Below are 21,510 nucleotides of genomic sequence, written 5' to 3' on the forward strand. Positions count from 1 at the left end.
TTGGAAATTAACTTAAAAATGTGTGTCGGTTATGTTTATTGGTATAAATACCTTTTGATACTGCGTTTCGGTGTTTTTTCAAACTCTTCATAATGGATGTTGATTTGACTTATCTGGCTGTATGCCGGAAGCTCTTTATTCAGAGCGATTCGATTCTCCTCCATTTGAGTTTCGATATTTTTCTGAGTTATGTTTTCTTTTCCGGCATTTTCGAAATCAGGATAAACCAAAGCGATAAGTTTTCCTTCTTTTTCAATGACAATGGATTCGCTGACAAATGGCATATTGTTCAATTTCCCTTCAATCTCTTCAGGATATATATTTTGTCCCGACGGTCCTAAAATCATATTCTTGCTCCGGCCTTTGAGATAGATAAAATTATCCTTGTCCATAACGGCGAGATCTCCCGTATTCAACCATCCGTCTTTGAAAGCATTTTCTGTAGCTTCATTATTTTTATAATATCCGAGCATAACATTGTCCCCTTTGACATGTAATTCTCCTACGATATTTTCCGGATCGGACGAGTCGATTCGGGCTTGCATACGATCTACTATCTTACCGCAAGATGTGGCTCTGCTTTGTTCCCAAGGCGCGTATGAAATCAATGGTCCGCATTCTGTCATTCCATATCCTACCGTGAACGGAAAATTGATTTTTTTCAGAAATTGTTCCACTTCTTTATTCAGTGCGGCACCGCCGATAATTAATTCATGCAAATTCCCTCCGAACGTTTCTTCGAGCTTCATTTTAATTTTTGAAAGAAGTTGAGTATCGAGAACGGGGATCATCAACATAAGTTTCATCAAAGGTTTGTCCAGCAACGGGAATACTTTGGTTTTAATGATTTTTTCAATAATTAGAGGTACCGCTACGATTAGTTTTGGTTTTACTTCGGCAAAAGCATCCATAATTATTTTAGGCGAGGGAATGCGGGTCAAAAAATGAATATGGCATCCTTTTGCAAAAGGATGCATCAGTTCTACGGCCAAACCGTACATATGTGCCATCGGAAGCATCGATACTGTCCCGTCACCTTCATGCAAAAAATCGAGATTCTCCAAACAAAATTTCAAGTTCGACCAAATGCTGCGATAAGAGAGCATTACACCTTTTGAAAAACCTGTAGAACCGGAAGTATAATTTATGAGAGCCAACTCGTCAGGCTGGTCTTCATAATATTTTACATCATCTTTTGTAAATCGATTCGGAAATTTCTTTCCGAAATATTCGTTCAGATGTTCCCGTGCATCTGTCAGGCTTTTCTTTTTAGACATAAGTACGGAAAAATCGTTGATCAAGATGATCGCATTGAGGTTGGGCATTTGCGACTCGTTCAAGTTTTCCCATACTACGTCTCCAACAAACAAAAGTTTAGCGTCAGAATGATTGACAATATGGTGAACGTTATCTGCTTTGAACTCATGAAGTATGGGTACAGCTACTGCACCGTATGCCAATGTGGCGAAAAAAGCGACTGCCCAATGCGACGAATTTCGTCCACATATTGCGATTTTGTCTCCTTTTTGTATGCCGGTGGCGTTCATCAAAATGTGTAGCTTTTCTATTTTGCGGGCAATATCTTTATATTGGTATGAAACACCTTTAAAGTCTGATAAAGCGACCAATTCCCAGTGTTCACGAATGCTGTTTTCTATATACGCATTAAAACTTTGTTGCATATTTATGGCTTTTAATAATATTCTAATTACAAACTTACGAAAAAAAGTTCGGTTGGAAAACAATTTGCTATTTTCTTCAGATTTATCTTAAAGAAAGGATGTAGAAAAAGCCGTTCGATAAAAAATGCTGTATGAATTCATACAGCATTTTTTATCGAACGGTCGAGATTACAAATCTTTTACATATCGGCACACTCTGCCGTCGGCACTTATTCCTTCGATAACGATATGGTATGATCCGGGATTATCCGAAGTATAAAATTCTATTTCTTGTTTACCGTCTGCTCCGATTGTAACAAAAGGATTCCAATAAATTGTACTTCTGAGATCCGGAGTAGATTCTTGTTTCTCTTCAGGAGTTTCGTATTTAGGGTTATAAAATTGTACATCTTGGGTATATCCTAATGGCTTGATTGTTATTAATCCGGGAGAAGGAGCACCTTTTACTTCCGCACCTTTTTTTAAAGTGATAATGATTGCTCCTCCACTTCCGGCGCTTCCGAAAATAGAAGCATTACTTCCCTTCATGATTTCAAGGGATGCTATATCCGACACAACTATCGATTCGAGTATCGATCCTCCGATCGGTCCGAATGAGTTTTCATTTTGTTCCATCTCGTCTACAGGAGCATCATACATGACATCATCGACAACAACGACAGGGGGACGATTATTTCCCCGTATGCGTATTTGATTTCCGCTTCGTTGCACTCCGGGAATCGTTCCAAGTAAATCGTACACAGAGTTTGCATTAGTGCGTTCTATATCTTCACTATCTATAGAATAATTCATTACGCTCGAATAAATGCTTTTATTTTCATTTTCCTGACTTATTTTATGTCCTTTTACAACGATTTCCTTTAAATTGATAACACGCATGCCGCCTTCATTATAATATTTATCCCGTACGTTTGCTAAATAATCATCCATATATTGAACAGAGTCGTTGGAAAAAGGTATTTTGTGTACTGTTTTCGGAATGGCCGTCGAGTCGATTGTAATGTCAACTGTAGCAAATCCCTTTTTAGTTCGAGCTTGAATGACAAATGTAGTGCTGTCCGGGAATAAAAGATTATCTATCATGAATCTCCCTTCGGGGTTGGTCTCTGTCATTTGCAGTATATTTTGTGTTGGCGCAAGTGCAATAATCGGGGCTTTGTTCTTTTTCCCGAACAGTCCTTTTACCGTACCGCTGATGTACAGTCCCTGCTCTACCGGATATTGAACATTTATATCGGGGAGTTTATTTATGTCTTTTACCTTGAATCTTTTCCATCCGTGAGTGAGCATTACGAAATCTAAATAACGTTCGGTTTTACCGGAATTATCCTTGAAATAAAATCCGGGGGCTTCTATATATCCTTTTAGATCAGAGGTTAAAAGAATATTAGAACATATATTGTCGGCCAGAGAGTCGTTTTTTACAAGATTGTTGTCGGTTATGCTGATTGAATATTCTCCCGGTAAAGGCATCCCGTCGATACTATTCGTTACTGCAATGTTCAGTTTTACTTTTTCTCTTTTTCCATATTCTTTTTTATCCGTGTTTATCTCCCATTGATCCGTAGATGGATGTTTGATGAAAACAAGTCGTTCGCTGATAGGTATCCCCTTGCTGTTTAACAGCATGAGGTGAGTAATTCCGTTTTTCAGAGTTTTGTCACTTATTTTTCCTATGCTATTTTGTTCAGTAATACGGGTCAATACTCTTAATTCTCCACGTGTATGAGCCAATAAATACAGTGTATCGGGCAAAACCGTGTTTTCACTTTTTTGTACTTGATAACGTATGTAACCTTTGTAGTGAACCGCTGCTAATTTTATCCCGTCGTTTTTTACTTCGGGGAGTTCGAATCGTTTCGTAACATTGTCGCTCGATGTGACGATAGCATGAAATTTATCTCCGGCTTGAGGAGAAATACTGACAGCTCCCATTCCTCTGTACTCACTGCCGAATATAGAGATAGTATCACCGGTTTGATTTAGTATTACACCGGTTATTTCCTTAGAGAAACCGTCGCTGCCTAAAGCTTTGAATGCTACGATCTGGTTTGTCGTATTTAATAATTCTCCACCTTCGGGTAAAAAATCGACATGAAAATCTTTTGAAAAATTAGGAATGAAAAACGTTCTGTCATAAGTATATTGCTTATCGTCAAATCGGACATCGATGCGACGTTGTATATCGGGAGTTTTAAATTCCGGCAAAGAGATGTATATATATCCTTCTTCGTTTGTTACCGAAGTTCCTTTTATCGGCTTTTTTAGTTCGTTGTCAAAGACCGTATACTTTATCTTTGTTTTGCTGAATACCCCATTTGTATTGTTGAAAAATTTGATTTTAGCAAGATATCCGTCATCTGTTTTCTGATATTCGATAGAGGAGAGGATGCTCACGTCTATGGCATTTCCTATTTTAATATCCCTGAGATACATGTATTCGGGATCAGCATTTACCATCCAATTACTGTATGCCCTTATGTAATAATCACCGGCAGGCATTTCGGCAGGTAAAACGAAATTGTTCTGAAACCCGTGTTCTTGTCGTTTTACCTTTTTTCGTTGAATGATAGAGTCGTTGCGGTCTATCAGTTCTACCGTAATAAAGTTGCTGCGAGTATTGTCGATATGAGTAATGGCATTGACAAGGTAACCTTTGAACCAAATGCTTTCTCCTGCACCGTAATAAGGCTTATCCAATTGTAGATATAACTTTTCTTGAGGAATGCGGCTGATTATATCGAAATATGAGGTTAATTTGTCTTCTTGAGAAAATGTTTCTGATTTGTCTTTATTTTGGCTATATATACTAGGGCCTAATCCTATTAATAAACATAAAACAACAGATGTTTTAAGTTTGTATAAATATGTGTTCATGGAGTTTTTCTATATAGGGTTATTGGAAATAGGTTTGTTCTGTTGGGGGTTATCTTGTTAGACTTCCGAATGATTGGGAAGTTTAATCGATAATATCTTTTAGGGTAAACTTTGAATTTGTTTTATGTAAGATATGAACTCTTCGTTAGTCATCTTAAAATCGCGTTCTTTATAATGTACATAATCTTCGAAATAGTCACTGGCTATATCGGCGACAATGTCTTTTCCATTCAGATTGTTATCGTTCAACTTTCTCTCTATTTTGTCTTTAAACCATTGTACGGTTTTTATTTTCTCCTCCCATAATTCGGGTTGTTCTTGAGACAAAACATGTTCGTTTTTAATAATCAGATAACATGTGGCATAAAATTTCTCGATACTCTTGAATATAGGTTTGAATGTTTCAAGTATGGGAGATTGTAGATCGTTCAAATAAATTTCAGTCTGTGTCATAAATGTATATGTTATGTTACAAAAATAAGATTAAAGTATAGAATAAAAAATATTTCTATAAATTAAATGGGAACTGTATTAGAAAATCATATAACTTATATAATAGTCGGGGGATAAAAAGATAAGAATGCCCAATAAGGAAAATATGGGACAGATCAAAAGATGTGTGTAAATCTTTGTTTTTTTGATTTTTTGATAGATTGTTAGAACCTGTTGTATAAATATGACAGGTTCTATATTGTCGGTAGGTTTATTTTTTCAGTGTGAAAAGAAATTCGAGTCCTCCGTTGATCTGATTTTTTGCCAAAATTTCACCTTTATGGAATAATACAGCATTTTTTACGATTGCCAGTCCGAGACCGGTACCTCCCAATTTGCGGGAACGACCTTTATCTACTCTGTAAAAACGTTCGAATAGGCGGTTCAGATGTTCTTCCGAAACCCCGATTCCGTTATCTGAGAAAGAAAAATAGTAATAATTGTCATCTTGTAAATAACAGTGAATTGAGATGGTAGACCTTTCACCGGCATAAGCAATGGCATTATCCGTGAGATTTCTGAAAATAGAATATAGGAGAGAATGATTCCCATTCAGTATCATATTCTCGGGTAGTGAAATATCCAATTCCATTTTCTTGTTTTCCAATGAAGTAGAAGTATCGGCAATAACCTCTTCGATAATTTTATTTATCGATATAGGTTCGCAATCGAAAAGATCGTTCGATTCATCGATCCGGTTCAGTATCGAAATGTCATGCAATAGATCTGTCAGTCGTTTTGTTTGGGCATAGCACCTATTGAGAAATAGTGTACGCTTTTCTTCAGGTAAAGTCGGATTGTCGATGATTGTCTCCATATATCCCTGAATACTACTAACCGGAGTTTTAAGTTCATGAGCGATATTTTGTGTCAATTGACGTTTCAGACGACTTTCCTCTTCTTGTTGAGTTACGTTATTTATCGATATTTCGAATGAGTTGTCTTGAAACAAAATACATTCTATTTGAAATGATTTGCTGTTTTTACTCAATAAAAATGAATCGCTTATAATTTCTTCACGGGAATGATTCGGGTAGCTGTTTTTATCGACGAAATCGAATATTTGCTTGAACTCTTGTACTTCAAAAATATCATCGATAGAAGAAAACGGCTCGTCGGAAATCAAGTTTGCATATTGTACAAATAGATTATTTGCTACGATAACCTTCTTTTCTTGAGAAAAGACGGCAAGCCCTTCCTTAGATATTTGTAAATGTTTGATCAACTTTTCTTTTTCTATAGACAGTTCTTCTTTGGTGTGATGCAGATTTTTGTAAATGCGAATGATATTGTGTGTTATGTCTCCGATGTCATTATGAGCTAAAGGCATATTTACATCAATCGGTTTTTCTTGTTTTGCCCGGTTGGAGAAATCTCGAAGTATAGAGATCGATTTTCCCAATTTATTACAAAAATAATAAAGTATGATGATAGCTAATGCGGAAGTTATGATTAATATATAAGTAAACTGACTATCGCTTTTCAGCATAGATCCGGTTGATAAATCGAAAGGAAGAGCCGATCGGACGATTACGTCTTTATATTTCCGGGCGGAATAAAAATAATCTTTTCCCGGACGTGTTTCGGAACTTCGTAAAGAATATCCGATTTCGGAATGAATTGCTTGATCTATTTCCGGCCGTTTTTTGTGGTTGGGCAGAGGGATAGAATCGTTATGCCCGCTGTCGGTAATGACTTTTCCGTCCAGAGTCGTAATGGTTACACGTAAGTTTTTGTCGGTAATTCCGGCTATTATAGAGTCAAGTTTGGCTTCGGTCATTTGTGAAGAAGAATATTCTCTATATATCAGATTATTGTAATCTTGAAGAATCGAATTAAGCATTCCTTTTCGAGTCTCTTTATCCAGATTGAACTGGGTAAAGAAAATGACCAAAATGAATGTGATAAACAAAGAAGCTATCGATATGAAAAGCTCTATGTGAAAAGGTATTCTGCGTTTGTCTTTTTCAGTATAACTCATTATTTTAGCTTTAGTCAAGCATTTTCGAAACAGTATCCATATCCCAGACGGGTCACGATATTTTTCCCGTATTCTCCTATTTTTTTTCTTAATCGGGTGATATTCACGTCTATTGTGCGGTCTAATACATATACCTCGTCACTCCAGACACGGGATAGTATTTCTTCACGGGAGAAAACGTGACCTTGATTTCCTAATAAAAGTTTCAGAATTTCGAACTCTTTTTTGGTCAGCGTAATTTCTTCTCCTTTGATTGTTACTTTTTTTTGTGGTATATTAACAAGAAGTTGATCGAAGGAGAGAGTTTCTTGATTTGTATTGTTATCTGTTGCCGTTCGTCGCAGAACTGCCTTTACCCGAGCGATAACTTCTCTTATTGAGAAAGGTTTAGAAATATAATCATCTGCTCCGAGATTGAATCCGGTCAGTCGATCGTTTTCCGTATCTTTTGCTGTTAAAAAAATAATTGGAATTTTAGCTTTATTATCATCTTTACGAATGATGTTTGCCATTTTGAATCCGCTGATTTCTCCCATCATTACATCCAGCATGAGCAGATTATATACCGACAGATCTTTCTTTAGTGCTTCTTCTGCAGAATTAGCAGTATCTACTTCATAACCTTCTGTTTCGAGGTTAAACTTTAGTATTTCGCAAAGATCTTCTTCGTCATCGACTACCAGAATTCTGTAATTTGTCATAACTGTTTATTTTTTATTGCAATACAAAAGTCAGAAAACACTGTTTCGTTAGTGTGAAATATATATTACAAAGATATTACTTTGCAAGGGGGTAATTTTGTTCTTTTGACAAAGATAAAAATAAAAATTTGTTTGATCAGGTAAGAAAAACATTTGATTGGTATTAGGGTGAGGCATTCATTATTTATTGACAGAAAAGGGGTGTGCCGTTCTCAGATGTTCTAAAGAACAACTTGCTGTCGGAGAATCAAAAAATTGCGTATATTTGCAAAGAGAAAAAACTAAGAAAAAATAAATGAAGAATATTCGCAATTTTTGTATTATTGCACATATAGACCACGGAAAAAGCACATTGGCCGACCGTTTATTAGAGTTTACGAATACCGTAGCTGCAAAGGATTTGCAGGATCAGGTATTGGATAACATGGATTTGGAGCGGGAGAGAGGTATTACGATCAAGAGTCATGCCATACAGATGGAATATATATATAATGATGAAAAGTATATATTGAACTTGATCGATACTCCGGGACATGTTGACTTTTCATACGAGGTGTCCCGTTCTATTGCAGCTTGTGAAGGGGCTTTGTTGATTGTAGATGCGTCTCAGGGCATTCAGGCGCAGACGATTTCCAATTTGTATATGGCAATCGAAAATGATTTGGAGATAATACCTGTTGTCAATAAAGTAGATCTTCCCAGCGCAATGCCCGATGAAGTCGAAGATCAGATCATTGAATTGATCGGTTGTAAGCGAGAAGAGATAATACGTGCCAGCGGTAAGACCGGTGTCGGAGTTGAAGAAATTCTTCAATCGATTATCGAACGTATTCCTGCACCGACAGGTGATCCGGAAGCTCCTTTGCAATGTCTTATATTCGACTCTGTATTCAATCCGTTTAGAGGAATCATCGCATACTTTAAGATTATGAATGGCGTGATTCGGACAGGTGATAAAGTAAAGTTTGTTGCTACCGGTAAAGAATATGAAGCCGATGAGATAGGGGTACTTAAGTTGGATATGTCTCCTCGAAAAGAACTTGGAACGGGTGATGTAGGATATATTATTTCAGGAATAAAAACATCTCGGGAGGTAAAGGTTGGAGATACGATTACACATATAGCACGTCCGTGCGATAAAGCAATCGATGGTTTTGAGGAAGTGAAACCTATGGTGTTTGCAGGAGTATATCCGATCGAAAGTGAAGATTTCGAAGATTTACGAGCATCTTTAGAAAAGTTGCAATTGAATGATGCTTCACTGACTTTCCAGCCTGAGTCTTCGGTTGCATTAGGCTTCGGTTTTCGTTGCGGTTTTCTTGGGTTACTACACATGGAGATAATTCAGGAACGGCTCGATAGAGAATTTGATATGGACGTTATCACTACAGTACCTAATGTATCCTATAAAGTATATGATAAAAAAGGAAATGTGACAGAGGTACATAATCCGTCCGGTTTGCCCGATCCTACTTTGATAGAAAAAATAGAAGAACCTTATATAAGGGCCTCTGTTATAACGGCAACCGATTATATCGGGCCGATTATGACGCTTTGTCTGGGAAAACGAGGAGAGCTTATCAAGCAGGAATATATTTCGGGTAACAGAGTTGAGCTGATCTATGATTTGCCTTTGGGTGAGATTGTTATCGATTTTTATGACAAGTTGAAAAGTATCTCTAAAGGATATGCTTCGTTCGATTATCATCTCCACGATTTCAGACCATCTAAATTAGTTAAACTGGATATTTTGTTAAATGGAGAGTCGGTAGACGCATTATCTACTTTGACGCATTTTGACAATGCGGTTTCGTTTGGGCGGCGTATGTGTGAAAAACTGAAAGAACTGATTCCCCGCCAGCAATTTGATATTGCTATACAAGCTGCAATCGGTGCAAAAATCATTGCTCGTGAAACCATAAAGGCCGTGCGTAAAGACGTTACGGCAAAATGTTACGGGGGGGATATAAGTCGTAAACGGAAACTTTTGGAAAAGCAGAAAAGAGGGAAAAAACGAATGAAGCAGATCGGTTCGGTAGAAGTACCACAAAAGGCTTTTCTTGCCGTGTTGAAATTAGACTGAAATAAACTTTATATCGGTTTTGACAAAGGAACATTCTTTATGAGGATGTTCCTTTTTTATATCGTTTTTTTGCCGAAAAATATTATTTTTGCGTTGTATATCTGATACTGTTTAGATTTGGAGCGTCGTATTGCGATGTGAGTAGAATTATTTATATATTTCTGTATGGTTTAGACAGTTTCTTTAAAAAAACAGATAATAATTAAACTGTGACAGCTTGATTTCTGTTCTACAAAAAGTTAAGATTTTTAAGTTATGAAAGATTCTATTTTTGCAATCCGTCGTACATTACAAAATTATACGAATGGCGGGTACGTATTAATTATGGTAACGGTATTGGCCATGATTATAGCCAATTCTCCTTTAGCATCGATGTATTTTTCTTGGTGGGATGTTCCTGTCTCATTGCAGATAGGAAGTTTCAATCTGTTCAGCCACCACGGAGAACCGATGACTCTGATGCAATTTATAAACGATGCTCTTATGGCAATTTTCTTTTTCTCCGTAGGACTCGAGATAAAAAGAGAAGTGTTGGTAGGTGAATTATCATCAGTGAAGCAGGCTTTATTACCGGTTATCGCTGCGGTAGGGGGTATTGTGTTGCCAATTCTGATTTTTCGAATGGTTGCCGAAGGAGAAGATATATTAAGAGGAAGTGCGATTCCGATGGCTACCGATATCGCATTTTCTTTAGGTATTTTAAGTATGTTGGGTAGAAGAGTGCCTATCGGATTGAAAATATTTTTGGCTACTTTGGCAGTAGCGGACGATGTCGGAGGAATCTTGGCAATAGCGATATTTTATTCAGGAGAAATCTATTTTACCTATTTGCTTTATGCTTTTGGGCTGTTAGTGGTTCTACTAATGGGTTCGAAATGGCATATTAATAGTAAAATGTTCTATATATTGATCGGTATTGCTGTTTGGTTTTTGTTTCTCAATTCGGGAATACATCCGACTATTGCCGGAGTTTTGGTCGCATTTTGCGTACCGGCACATCCTGTGATGCATACCGAAAAATTTATTAACAAAATTAGAGATACGGTTTCCCGTTTTCCGGCATCTGAAAATCAAGAAAGTGGTGAGACACATATTTTGAGTAAAGAGCAGTTGAATTTATTAAAGTGTGTCGAATCAGCCTCCGATAAGGTTATTAGTCCGTTGCAAGATCTGGAAGACACATTGCATCCCCTCATAAATTATTTGATTATTCCTTTATTTGCTTTTGCTAATGCCGGCATAGCATTAGATGGTTTTGACCTCTCTTCTGTTTTCCAAGGGGTCAGTCTGGCAATATTTTTAGGACTTGTATTGGGAAAATTCTTCGGAATATTCTCTTTTACTTTTATTGCAATAAAGATGAGATGGGTGCCTATGCCTCATGGAGCTACATGGAAAACGATTGCAGGAGTATCTGCTTTAGGAGGAATAGGATTTACCGTTTCTCTTTTCATTGCAAATCTTTCGTACGGTGATATGCCCGGAGGTGAATTATTACTGAATCAGGCAAAAATGGGTATTCTGTTAGGTTCATTACTTGCCGGTATTATCGGTTATACATTATTGAATTTGTTTTTACCGAAACATTTGTCCGATGAGGAATTATGAATAGACAAAAAACATAAAAAAGATAAGGCTGTCATCCCGACAGCCTTATCTTTTTTACTACTTAATTAACCTAAACCTTAATTCCATGAAAATCTGTATCAAATATAAAGATATGTTTTCGTATAAAACAAATATGTCGATCGGAATAGTTTTTTATTTAACATGATTTGTTAAATGTGGATAGCGAGTTAACAAAATAAAGGTTCTTTGTTAACATTTTGTCGCTTGCTTTTAAATAGATTCTTAGAATATTTGAAGAACTTTTCTCAATATGATATTGTTCTATTGTAAAAACTATTTTTATGATATTAGTAACGGACATTGTCAATTGTTTAGGTAATGATGTACTGGTTGCTTTAGATGAAAAGAGATCTGTAATACCTGTTCGGGTAATGGCAGATCGACAGCAGGGTTTGCCATCTCTTAAATATTTAAATACCGAGATATCTGAAGTATCCTTGTTTGATATGCCTTCTTTAGATAAGGCTTTTCAAGATATCGACCGACTTTTGATTTGTAATTCTAATTTTTTGCAAGATCACCGATCGGCATATACCAATTTAATAAGGTGTGCTCAGGGAGCGAAGGTCGGACATATTATGTTTGTCAGTTCTGTTTCTCATTCCGGGATATCTTCCCGGATGGTACGTGAGGATAGGGAAATCGAAAGTCTTATAAAATCATCGGGAATACCTTATACGATTCTTAGAGTCAACATGTTGATGGAATATCTCCCTTTCTTTATAGGAACGTCGATCGAAGGTCGGCATATCTATTATCCGGGAGGAAATGGTCGTATAGGTTTTGTCTCTTCGAAAGATGTGGCGGAAGTCATCTCTGAATTATTGATAGAGAATAAGCCTGAAAATAGAGTATTTACGTTGACGCATGAGATTTCATACTCTTTTGAGGATATTGCAGATAAACTCTCTCGACAAATGGGATATAAGATAGAGTACGAGCCGATAGACCTCAGTATATATGAAGAAGCACTTTTAGATATGCATTTGTCGATATTTGTTGTAAAACGATTAAGTTCTGTTGCTGTTGCTATAGTTCGCAATGAGTTCGATCAGACTGGTTATACGCTGCAAAAGTTGTTGAATAGGGAAAATTCTTTGCCGAAATTGAAATCCGGAATTAAAAGTTGGTTTTTTAAAAAGGATTCTGCATCGTTGGAATGGACTCATTCTTTGACTTCATTATCAGATTATCTGCGTTTGGCATATTCTGTATGATTTTGATTTGTTTGTCTATATTTTCATTATCTTTGAAATATTGTTTGTTTTTTTAATACCGAAATTTCACGGACGTTAGGCAATGATGAATGTTTTTATACTGAGAAAATAATTAAAAGTATTGATATTATGAAAAAGTGTTTTATAATGGTATTATCCTTGACGGCAATATTTCTGGTTGCCTGCAAAGGGAAAAAGCTTATAGATAAACAAGAGTTGGCATCTCAGGAATGGGTATTATCCGAATTTAAGAATGGAGATACACTGCAAAAATTGCCGGCTGAGAAATTGACAATATTTTTTACCGATACAAATACCGTTTACGGTATGGCTGGTTGCAATCGTTTTATGGGGCGTTATGAATTGTCTAAAGAAAAAGGTTTTGTGATGGACCCGGGAGGTATGACTATGATGGCTTGTCCGGATCTTGAATTTGAAGACATATATATGAAAGCATTGTCCGGTTCTCATTTTGCATCGATGGAAAATGAAAGGCTTATTATTGAAGGGAATGACGGAAAGACTGTTTTGATATATGAACCTTATGTTAAGGAAGTGGGAGTGGCTATGGATGAACATGGCTGTAACGCGGCTGCCGGATATATGTGGTCTGAAGTAAAAAAAGATTGCATCCGCATATTTGAGACGGGAATACGGATGAATTCGCAAACTGATAAAAATGCTACTTCTTCGGCCTTTTTGGTTTTCTCTCCCGATTCATTGCAAGTAGAGTTATTCCTTCCTGAAGAAGATATTCAGCCTGTGTTGGACCGCCGTTCTTTGCCGAAAGGCGGGTATGCATGGAATCAGGAAGATGATGATACATATAATGTAACAAAAGAAGACGACATCTGGGTTATTAGCCGTCGAGGGGTTGTTCTGTACACTTCTGTTTCAGACGCGAAATGACAAGTTTGAATTATAATAAAAGTCACTCTAAACCATTCGATTTTAGAGTGACTTTTTTGTTTGGAAATAAGTATTTTAAAGGATGAATTTATAATTCATATCCCCAGTCCTTCAAAGCAAAGTCCCAATTGTTCTCTACGATGCGTACTGTTTCTTCTTCGTATTTATATTGGTTCTTTTTATATCCCTTTTTTGTATCCAAATAAGCTTCGATTGCCGGACGGGCATTTTCAAAACCGGGAATAGATAGCGATTCGTAAATATTCTTGGTCATCTCCAAGGCATTCTTTTCGAAATCTTCGAATTTGACCTCTATAAGATTCCCTTTGGGGATAAGGTTTTTGTCTTTTTCATATTTGCAATATAAATCTCGGTATGTCTTGACAATATTATCTTGAATTTCCTGGTTCGAGAAATCTTCTAATTTCAAAGGTTGTATGGTGTTTGTAAAGAAACTTCTTGTCGATTCGAATACGGTATATGGGTTTCTCATCAAATATATGAATTTCGCATTCGGGAACATCTCCAACAATTGAGGTATTCTTCCCGTATGAGGCGGATTTTTTGACAAAAAGCGACTACCTTTCGTATTCCACAGCGACACTTTGATCAAACGTTCGAAAACAGATTTAAATGCTTCCAGTTCTTTAGGTGTAATATCTTCAAAAAGCAGATACTTTTTACTGTATTCTTGCCAATATTTTGGGAAAAACCAAAAATTGTAAAAAGAATATGGTATCATATTGGACAATGCAAATTCTTCTTCTTGAGGAAGATCCACTTTTAACTCCATGTTATCAGTCGGTCTTTTATCCGGCATAAGCAAGGATGTCTGTTTCTTGAAGAACGATTGTCCGAATAACATCAAATTGGGAAATACGGTTTGATAAGTTGTATTATATCCGAATTGTTTATCGCAGGAAAATACATTATGGACAAAAGTTGTTCCGCTTCTCCAGTGACCGAGTATGAATACCGGATCATTTTCTATTTTTTTATCTGCAAGTAACTTTTTGTACTTGCGATCTTCGAATGGTTGTAATAAACTCAATAACCGGCATACTGATTTTGTCAAGTAATATTTTTGTTTATACCCTTTATCGACAATGCGCCCCTCGGTAACTCCTTTAAATGTTTTCCAGTCTGCACCAACAAGAGTGTTGATCGGAAGTTTCGAAAATTCTAATAAACCCATATTATGATAACTTGATGTTGATGATGTCCTCTACTGCCGAAGATATATTTTGACAAAATACTGTGCATTGGTCGTTTTCGGAACTTATCGTATCGTTTGTTTTTTCATCGGATAATCGTATGGTAACCGTCTTTTCCGGAACATCGGTGATTTCATTTCGCGAATCGATGCAAATTACAATAATACCCTGTTCTTGTAGAGCAAAACCTAAAGATAGCATATCTTTTCCTGAGACGCCCAAGGTTTTGGAGTCGAATACGACTGCAATGTGGCCTGTGTCGAATAAACGTCGTTCCAATATCCCTGAAAACTCTCTGACCGAAGAGAGTTCTTTTCCGGAAATAACGAATAATTTTCCTTGCTGTCCTAACGTTTTTATGCGTTCTTCTGTCGAAACGAGGGATTTTCCCTCTCTCATGCGTTCACAATCTTCTTTTGTAATGGTTGATGCAAGATCCGATTCATCTACTTGATCGATGATCATTCCTACGGCGCAGGTATTGTTGGTAATCGGATCGATCAAAATAAATGCTCCGCAACTTTTATTTTGTTTGTAAGGATCGAAAAATAAAGGCTTGTTAGTCATGAATACGGCACGACCGATCTCGTTTAATTGGAGATTCTCGGTCATGGATTGTTCCATGGTATTAACATCTACTTTATAGCGGATCTGGTCTATTCTGACTCTTGTCGTATTTGTTGTATGTTTAATGTAATATTGCAAATCCCTGTCCATAGGTTTTTCATCCATCCACACGAGCATTGCTTCAAAATTTCTGCTGATACGGGGAAGATTATCGGGATGTACGAGCATTTCACCTCTCGATAAGTCTATTTCATCTTCTAATGTAATAGTAATCGATTGGGGAGAAAAAGCTTCATTTAATTCTCCTTCATATACATGAATCCCTTTTACATGGGATATTTTTCCTGACGGAATAGCCATGACCTTATCGCCCTTACGCACGATTCCGGAGGATATCTTCCCGGAAAAACCTCTGAAGTCTAAATTGGGGCGCAATACATATTGTATCGGGTATCTGAAGTCTTTTAAGTTATGGTCGTTGGCAATGTGTACGGTTTCGAGAAAGTCAAGTAAGGCAGTCCCTTTATACCAAGGCATATTGTCCGATTTATCTACGACATTATCTCCTTTTAAAGCCGACAATGGGATGCAGTTGATGTCGGGAATGCCCAATGGAGTTACAAATTGCTTGTACTCATCTACTATTTTGTCGAATACCTGTTGGTCATACTCTACAAGGTCCATTTTATTAACCGCCAAAACTACATGCTTAATGCCGAGAAGAGATACAAGATAAGTGTGTCGGCGTGTTTGGGTAATAACACCGGTGCGTGCATCGACGAGAATAATTGCAAGGTTTGCTGTCGAGCCTCCGGTGATCATGTTTCGGGTATATTGTTCGTGACCCGGAGTATCGGCAATGATAAATTTCCGTTTGTTTGTAGAAAAATATCGGTAAGCTACGTCTATTGTGATGCCTTGTTCACGTTCAGCTTTTAGCCCGTCTAATAATAGAGCGTAGTCGATGTTGTCACCTGCGTTTCCGACTCGCTTGCTGTCACGTTCCAAAGCATCCAGTTGATCTTCATACAATTTCTTGCTGTCAAAAAGCAAACGACCTATTAATGTCGATTTCCCGTCATCTACCGAGCCGGCAGTTAGTAAACGAAGTAAATCTTTTTTCTCGTCTTGGTCGAGAAAATCGGATATATTTAGTTTTGTTGCCATCTTTTCTGTCCTTAAAAATAACCTTCTCTTTTTTTCTGTTCCATACTGGCTTCTTGATCGAAATCTATTACCCGAGTCGTACGTTCCGATTTGGTAGTAACCATCATTTCCTCTACGATTTTTTCAATAGTATCGGCATCAGACTCTATCGCTCCTGTAAGAGGATAACACCCTAAAGTGCGGAATCTGACTTTCATCATTTTTGCCTTTTTACGGTATTCTTCGGGCATTCTGTCGTCATCTACCATGATTAGATTTCCATCTATATTGACGATCGGACGTTCTTTGGCAAAATACAAAGGAACAATAGGAATATTTTCTAACCGGATATATTGCCATATGTCGAGTTCTGTCCAGTTAGAGAGAGGAAATACCCGAATCGATTCACCTTTGTGCACTCGTGCATTGTAAATATCCCAAAGTTCGGGGCGTTGGTTTTTAGGATCCCATTGATGAAAACGATCGCGGAATGAAAAAATACGTTCTTTTGCACGAGACTTTTCTTCATCTCTGCGAGCTCCACCGAAAGCAGCGTCGAACTTATATTTATCGAGAGCATTTAAAAGAGCTTGGGTTTTCATTAAATCCGTGTGAACTTTACTTCCGTGAGTAAAAGGGCCAACACCGGCTTTGAAAGCTTCCATATTAGATTCCACGATCAAATTCCAGTCATGCTCTTTGGCATATTTGTCTCTGAATTCGATCATTTCTTTAAATTTCCATTTAGAGTCGATATGCATTAGAGGGAAAGGCGGACGTCCCGGAGCAAAAGCTTTTTCTGCCAGACGTACCATTACAGAAGAATCTTTCCCTATGGAGTATAGCATTACCGGATTTTCAAATTCCGCCACTACTTCCCGTATAATGTGTATGGCTTCTGATTCCAGTTCTTTTAAATGACTTAGTTTATAAGTTGACATGTGTTGTTCTAATTTAATTTTAGGCGCAAAAATACTCATTCAGTAAGATACTGAACCGAATTAAATGTTAAAAGAAACTATTCTTGGAAAAACAGTTTTCTTAAGGATTGCTACACTCTCCTCTAAACTTTGAGTAGATGTATCGATTGTCAGATCAGGCTGTTCCGGAATTTCAAAAGGTGAAGATATACCCGTGAAGTCTTTTATTTCACCTTTTCTTGCCTTTTTATATAACCCTTTTACATCGCGTTGCTCACACACTTCAAGCGGAGTGCTTACATAAATTTCCATAAAGTCGTCTTTACCTATTATATCGGCAGCCATTTGCCGTATTTCGTTTGTCGGACTGATGAACGCAGCGATGGTGACAATTCCGCAATCTACAAACAGTTTAGATACTTCAGCGATCCTCCGAATATTTTCAATTCGGTCGGCTTCAGAAAAACCGAGATTGTTATTGATGCCGCTGCGAATATTATCGCCGTCGAGGATTCGGCATAATATACCGTTTTGGTATAATTCTCTTTCCAGTGCGATGGCTAATGTACTTTTCCCAGAACCCGATAACCCTGTGAACCAGAGCATAAGACCTTTTTGTTTCAGAAGATTTTCCCGGTCGCTACGTTGCAGCATTCGATCGAATATAGGGTAAATATGTCTCTCTTCCATATTATAATTATTTTATAGGTGTAAATTCCCAAATGAGGGGGATCAATATGATAGATAAAATAAATATTATTAAATTGAGCGGTAGTCCTATTTTAAGGAAATCTTTGAATTTGTAACCTCCGACACTTTGTACGATCAGATTGGTCTGATATCCGATCGGAATAGAAAAACTTGCTGATGCAGCGACACAGATTGTAATAAAAAACGGCATCGGATCTACACCTAATTCAGTGGAGAGTGATAGCGCTATCGGAAAAGTAAGTGCTGCTGCGGCATTGTTCGTGATCGTTTCGGTGCAGATGTTGGTGATAAGAAATAATGCAGCCAGTACGGCATGCGGACCATAATCTTTCACTATATCTATAATTACACCGGCGATAATATTGGCTATTCCAGAGTTTGTCATTGCCTGACTAATTGCAAATGCCGATGCTATGGCGATCAATACATCCCAACTTACGTATTTTGTATATTTTTTTGCCGGGAATATTTTTAATGCAGTCATGGCAAATAAAGCGGCGGCAGCGAAGTAGAACATATCTATTTTCATACCGTTGACTTTGGGCATATATTCCCCGATTGTCGCTCCAACAATCATAAAGATAAGAATGACCGAAGCAAGCCAACGTCGGCTTTTTTGTTGAGGAATTTCAAAATCTCCGGCATCGGATACGAGATAAAACACTTTTGAATCTCCCCATGTCGATATGAAAGAGTCATCCGTAAGTAGAACGAGGTTGTCACCTTCTTGTAGTTTTAATTTATTCAAACCGGTAGTGATGCGTTCTCCGTTACGATTTACGGCGGTGACAATTCCTCCATAATGTCGGAAAAAGTCGAATTTACCCAATGTTTGCCCGATACCGGGGAAGCGTGGTCCTAAAACAACTTCTACCAATTTTACGGCTGATTGGATAAAGTCTTTATCTACATTTTGTAAACAAGTCAGTTTTATTCCCTCTATGCTGATAAGCGTTTTTAAGCTGGAAGATTTTCCTGCCAGAATAATTTGGTCTGATGCCCGTAAAATAATACGTTGCTTATCAGCCGGCATGAAGCTATTGTTACGATATACTCCATAAACGCTCATTTGAGGAATTTCCTTAAAATGTCCGTGATCTATTACCGCTCCTGTCAGGAGGCTGTCTTCAGGAACGATCGCATCGAAATAATACTCTTTTATTTCTTTCCCGGTATCTCCGTTGAGATTATTTCCCGGCAGTAATTTTTTGCTGGCAATGAAAATATAGATAAGTCCCGCGATTGTTATGATAATGCCGATTTTGCTTAGTTCGAACATTTTTAGACCTTCGTACCCTGATTCTTGCATCATCCCATGAACAACAAGATTGGTCGAAGTTCCTATTAAAGTACAGAGTCCTCCCAAAATGGTAGCGTATGAGAGGGGAATCAAAAATTTTTGCGAAGGCATATTTACAAATTCCGCCCATTTTTTAATGATCGGGGCAAAAATAACGACTACAGCTGTGTTGTTTAGAAATGCAGAGATGAAACTAATCGTCGGAAGCATCCTAAATTGAGCTTTTCTGACAGACGTCTTAGTTTGGGGCAATATTTTTTTTATCAAATAATCCAGAGCTCCGGATCTTCTGACCCCTTCACTGACCAGAAATAAGATGGCAACCGTTATCATCCCTTGGTTGCTGAATCCTGCTACCATTTCTTTGGGAGTAATAATTCCCATGAGCATAAAACCTATAGCCACCAGCAATAATGTAAGACCGGGTCTCATTTTATCCATTGCCAGGACAATCAACATGGCTATCAGGGCGGTTAAAACAATAATAGCATCTATACTCATTTCGATGTATTCAAAATTTATTCAGGCTTATTCAACTATAAACCAGGGATTAAGTAAATTTTCTTTATTATAGGAGATTGGTGTTTGCCGGTCTGTATGGTATATTTCTTTCCCTGCTGCACGAGCTATTGCATGTCCGGCAGCCGTGTCCCATTCCATTGTCGGGGCAAAACGCGGGTAAATATCAGCATTACCTTCACTTACGAGGCAGATTTTTATAGAGCTTCCTATTGAAGTTGTTACTAAATCTGGGTGTTTTTGTTGTAATTCTGCAATAAAAGAAGCTGTTTCAGGACTCAAGTGTGAACGGGACGCTACAACTGTGAATGGACGTTTTTCTCTTTTAATCGGTAATTGAATAGCAAATTGTCTTAAATTTTCGGCAGACAAATTTTCAGGTTTTGCATCAATATTTTCGATTTTATATGCTCCGTATCCGGTCAGACCGTAATAAAGAGTTCTTTTTACAGGAACATAGATTACACCCAATTCAGGGACTCCGTTTATTACAAGGGCTATGTTGACGGTAAATTCTCCGTTACGTTTAATAAATTCTTTAGTTCCGTCTAAAGGATCTACTATCCATAATTTTTCCCATGATTCGCGAATAGAATAGTCAATACTTTTTCCTTCTTCACTTAATACCGGATAAGGAGTTTGATTCAGAAAAGATAAAATTATTTCATTTGATTTTTTATCGGCTATCGTGAGAGGAGAATTATCTGCTTTTTGTTCGATCTTGAAATCTGCGTTCGGATCGGAATATATTTTAATAATCTCTGAGCCTGCTTCAATGGCAGCACGGATAGCAGTATTTAATTCATTTTGCATATTTTCGGATAAAAACAAGGTATAAGCAAATGCTTGATTCCCTAAAATGAAGTTACAAAGATAATAAAAACTTTATTATATACTGTGAGAAATTTGATAATGAGTAAAAGTTTGGTAGCGATTTTGTTGGAATAGGAATAAATATATTTTCGGGAAAAACGTAAAAATGACCTGATAATATTTCTTTATTGTAAATATATATTTTTTCTTTTAGTTGATTGAAAATAGTATACATTTATGATATAATCCATATATTTGATTCAAAATAAATTATTATATCATGGCAGGTGATAATATAGTGGTCTTTATGACTTTCGGTGATTTGACGGAAGCATATCTTGTTAAAGGTATATTAGATGATAATGCAATTCCGTCTTTTATATCGGATGAGAATGTTTTGTCGGTTTATCCTTTATATAATCAAGGACTAGGAGGAATAAAATTGTCTGTGTTTGAGAGAGATCTTGAGAGTGCGATAAGATTAGTTAAAGAGCAACAAGAAGCTTCTTTTATTCCTGAAGATCAAAAAGGTGTGAATAGTTTGGTGGATGACGGGCCTGTATGCCCTGTTTGTGGCTCACGAAATGTTGCTTATGGAGCTTCTGTCCAACATAAATATAATTGGTTGACTATATTTATATCCATATTCCTTCAGGTATATCCGTTTGCAATCCGTAAGAGGTTTCATTGCTTTGATTGTGGAACAGATTTTAAATATAGGAAGAATTAAATATCTGTCAAAAAGCCAT

At 37.1% G+C, this 21,510-nt stretch carries 15 protein-coding genes and 1 pseudogene; 5 read left to right on the plus strand and 11 right to left on the minus strand.

Annotation, left to right across the window (positions count from 1 at the left end; translation table 11 throughout):
* Positions 1–35 precede the first annotated feature (35 nt).
* The 5 genes from AC0UMU_RS02865 to AC0UMU_RS02885 all read right to left on the minus strand — a co-directional run bounded on the left by AC0UMU_RS02865 (position 36) and on the right by AC0UMU_RS02885 (position 7,733).
* Complete coding sequence (locus AC0UMU_RS02865) at positions 36–1,682, minus strand: AMP-binding protein (RefSeq protein WP_009317254.1); 1,647 nt, start codon at positions 1,680–1,682, stop codon at positions 36–38.
* Between the two features lie 168 nt (positions 1,683–1,850).
* On the minus strand, positions 1,851–4,559 hold the full coding sequence (locus AC0UMU_RS02870) for a TonB-dependent receptor plug domain-containing protein (RefSeq protein ID WP_278716505.1): 2,709 nt from the start codon (positions 4,557–4,559) through the stop codon (positions 1,851–1,853).
* Positions 4,560–4,658: 99 nt separating this feature from the next.
* The gene (locus AC0UMU_RS02875; protein ID WP_009317252.1) at positions 4,659–5,012 is read right to left on the minus strand and encodes a hypothetical protein; all 354 of its coding nucleotides are present in this window, start codon (positions 5,010–5,012) and stop codon (positions 4,659–4,661) included.
* Between the two features lie 250 nt (positions 5,013–5,262).
* Positions 5,263–7,032: a two-component system sensor histidine kinase PhoR gene (locus AC0UMU_RS02880; protein WP_278716501.1), complete on the minus strand. Its 1,770-nt coding sequence runs from the start codon at positions 7,030–7,032 to the stop codon at positions 5,263–5,265.
* Positions 7,033–7,046: 14 nt separating this feature from the next.
* Positions 7,047–7,733 (minus strand): two-component system response regulator PhoB, encoded by a 687-nt coding sequence (locus AC0UMU_RS02885; protein ID WP_009317250.1) that lies wholly within the window; start codon positions 7,731–7,733, stop codon positions 7,047–7,049.
* 295 nt (positions 7,734–8,028) lie between these two features.
* Here AC0UMU_RS02885 and lepA point away from each other — a divergent pair, with 295 nt between their 5' ends.
* The 4 genes from lepA (at position 8,029) to AC0UMU_RS02905 (ending at position 13,571) form a co-directional block, all read left to right on the plus strand.
* Entirely contained in the window at positions 8,029–9,816 is a 1,788-nt protein-coding gene (lepA, locus tag AC0UMU_RS02890) for a translation elongation factor 4 (RefSeq protein ID WP_122303940.1), read from the plus strand.
* Between the two features lie 255 nt (positions 9,817–10,071).
* Entirely contained in the window at positions 10,072–11,424 is a 1,353-nt protein-coding gene (gene nhaA, locus AC0UMU_RS02895) for a Na+/H+ antiporter NhaA (protein ID WP_022390235.1), read from the plus strand.
* 302 nt (positions 11,425–11,726) lie between these two features.
* The gene (locus tag AC0UMU_RS02900; RefSeq protein ID WP_022390234.1) at positions 11,727–12,662 is read left to right on the plus strand and encodes an NmrA family NAD(P)-binding protein; all 936 of its coding nucleotides are present in this window, start codon (positions 11,727–11,729) and stop codon (positions 12,660–12,662) included.
* Between the two features lie 129 nt (positions 12,663–12,791).
* Positions 12,792–13,571, plus strand: coding sequence for an META domain-containing protein (locus tag AC0UMU_RS02905; RefSeq protein WP_022390233.1), 780 nt, complete (start codon positions 12,792–12,794; stop codon positions 13,569–13,571).
* A gap of 88 nt (positions 13,572–13,659) precedes the next feature.
* On the opposite strand, the gene AC0UMU_RS02910 is transcribed toward AC0UMU_RS02905, so the two are convergent.
* From AC0UMU_RS02910 to cysQ, 6 genes and pseudogenes are all read right to left on the minus strand, one after another.
* Entirely contained in the window at positions 13,660–14,766 is a 1,107-nt protein-coding gene (locus AC0UMU_RS02910; RefSeq protein WP_302276749.1) for a cholesterol-responsive sulfotransferase, read from the minus strand.
* Between the two features lie 255 nt (positions 14,767–15,021).
* Positions 15,022–16,519: pseudogene (gene cysN, locus AC0UMU_RS02915) on the minus strand (sulfate adenylyltransferase subunit CysN); the annotation flags it as partial.
* 11 nt (positions 16,520–16,530) lie between these two features.
* Positions 16,531–17,439 (minus strand): sulfate adenylyltransferase subunit CysD, encoded by a 909-nt coding sequence (gene cysD / locus AC0UMU_RS02920; protein ID WP_009317243.1) that lies wholly within the window; start codon positions 17,437–17,439, stop codon positions 16,531–16,533.
* A gap of 60 nt (positions 17,440–17,499) precedes the next feature.
* Entirely contained in the window at positions 17,500–18,108 is a 609-nt protein-coding gene (gene cysC, locus AC0UMU_RS02925; protein ID WP_009317241.1) for an adenylyl-sulfate kinase, read from the minus strand.
* Positions 18,109–18,115: 7 nt separating this feature from the next.
* Positions 18,116–19,930: an SLC13 family permease gene (locus AC0UMU_RS02930; protein WP_278584852.1), complete on the minus strand. Its 1,815-nt coding sequence runs from the start codon at positions 19,928–19,930 to the stop codon at positions 18,116–18,118.
* Positions 19,931–19,957: 27 nt separating this feature from the next.
* On the minus strand, positions 19,958–20,761 hold the full coding sequence (cysQ, locus tag AC0UMU_RS02935; RefSeq protein WP_278715310.1) for a 3'(2'),5'-bisphosphate nucleotidase CysQ: 804 nt from the start codon (positions 20,759–20,761) through the stop codon (positions 19,958–19,960).
* A gap of 280 nt (positions 20,762–21,041) precedes the next feature.
* On the opposite strand from cysQ, the gene AC0UMU_RS02940 reads away from it, so the two are divergent.
* Entirely contained in the window at positions 21,042–21,491 is a 450-nt protein-coding gene (locus AC0UMU_RS02940) for a putative signal transducing protein (RefSeq protein WP_009317235.1), read from the plus strand.
* Positions 21,492–21,510: the final 19 nt, after the last annotated feature.

Source organism: Coprobacter fastidiosus, assembly GCF_982245605.1.